At 40.6% G+C, this 1420-nt stretch carries 2 protein-coding genes and 1 pseudogene; 2 read left to right on the top strand and 1 reads right to left on the bottom strand.

The genetic code is table 11. The features are described 5' to 3' along the window. On the bottom strand, positions 1-585 hold a 585-nt coding region (gene rsmG / locus SORDD16_RS05715), incomplete at its 3' end, for a 16S rRNA (guanine(527)-N(7))-methyltransferase RsmG (RefSeq protein ID WP_061452696.1). Between the two features lie 95 nt (positions 586-680). On the opposite strand from rsmG, the gene SORDD16_RS05710 reads away from it, so the two are divergent. Further along, complete coding sequence (locus tag SORDD16_RS05710; RefSeq protein ID WP_061452695.1) at positions 681-1241, top strand: LemA family protein; 561 nt, start codon at positions 681-683, stop codon at positions 1239-1241. Between the two features lies 1 nt (position 1242). Further along, a pseudogene (locus tag SORDD16_RS05705) lies at positions 1243-1420 on the top strand (zinc metalloprotease HtpX); the annotation flags it as partial.

Below are 1420 nucleotides of genomic sequence, written 5' to 3'. Positions count from 1 at the left end.
CTTACTAAAGAGGAGATTGAGGGCATTCTTGGCTTCTAGCAATTCCTCGGGCGCATTGCTGGCCTTGAGTGCCAATAGTTTGCCACCGACTTTAAGATAGGGAATGGTCAGTTCAGACAAGACCTGCATGCGGGCAACCGCGCGAGCCGTCACCATATCAAACTGGGCACGGAAGTTCTTGTCTTGGGCAAAGTCTTCTGCTCGTCCATGGTAGAAGTGAACACCATCCAAATCCAATTCCTTAGCTAAAAGTTGAAGGAAGTTGATGCGCTTATTTAGCGAATCAATGATGGTCACATCTAACTGAGGATAGAGAATTTTCATGGGCAGACTGGGAAATCCTGCCCCAGCCCCGATATCAAGAAGTTTGATAGTTTCATTTGGAATCATGCCTTGCAAAACAGGTGCAATCGAATCGTAAAAGTGTTTAAGGTAGACTTCTTCCTTATCTGTAATAGCAGTCAAGTTAATCTTTTCATTCCACTCGACCAAGAGTTCAAAATATCGTTCAAATTGCCCCTTTTGCTGGTCAGAAAGTGGAAGATTTTGTTCAGCCAGTAAGCTGTAAAATGTTTCTGGTTTCATAGTAGTTTCCTTCTCTAGTATCACTTTATTTTACCACATTCATTAAAAATTTGATATACTGGTATTAATTTAAAAGCAGAAAGGAATGAAATATTATGACTTGGATTATTCTTGGAGTTTTGGCTCTGATTGTTATTTTTGTGATTGTTAGCTATAACGGTTTGGTTAAAAATCGTATGCAAACCAAGGAGGCTTGGAGCCAGATCGATGTTCAGTTGAAGCGTCGTAATGATCTCCTCCCAAATTTGATTGAAACAGTCAAAGGATATGCGAAGTATGAAGGTTCTACCTTGGAAAAAGTGACAGAACTTCGTAGACAAGTAGCCGCAGCAACTTCACCGGCAGAAGCTATGAAGGCTAGTGATGCCCTTACGCGCCAGATTTCTGGTATCTTTGCAGTAGCAGAGAATTACCCAGACTTGAAAGCTAGTGCTAATTTTATCAAGTTGCAAGAGGAGTTGACCAATACAGAAAACAAAATTTCTTACTCACGTCAACTCTACAACAGTGTTGTCAGCAACTACAATGTAAAACTAGAAACCTTCCCAAGTAATATTATTGCAGGACTATTTGGTTTTAAAGCAGCAGACTTCCTTCAAACTCCTGAAGAAGAAAAACAAGTCCCTAAAGTTGATTTTAGCGGTTTAGGTGACTAAGATGTTGTTTGATCAAATTGCGAGCAATAAACGAAAAACGTGGATTTTGTTGCTGGTTTTCTTCCTACTCTTGACCTTGGTTGGTTATGCGGTTGGTTATCTCTTTATGCGCTCAGGTCTTGGAGGCATGATTATTGCCTTGATTATCGGCCTCATCTACGCTCTGACCATGATCTTTC

It is taken from the genome of Streptococcus oralis (assembly GCF_001578945.1).
Classification (GTDB): domain Bacteria; phylum Bacillota; class Bacilli; order Lactobacillales; family Streptococcaceae; genus Streptococcus; species Streptococcus oralis_Q.
Note: the sequence above shows the minus strand (reverse complement) of the source record. Positions and strands in the feature narration are given on the sequence as shown.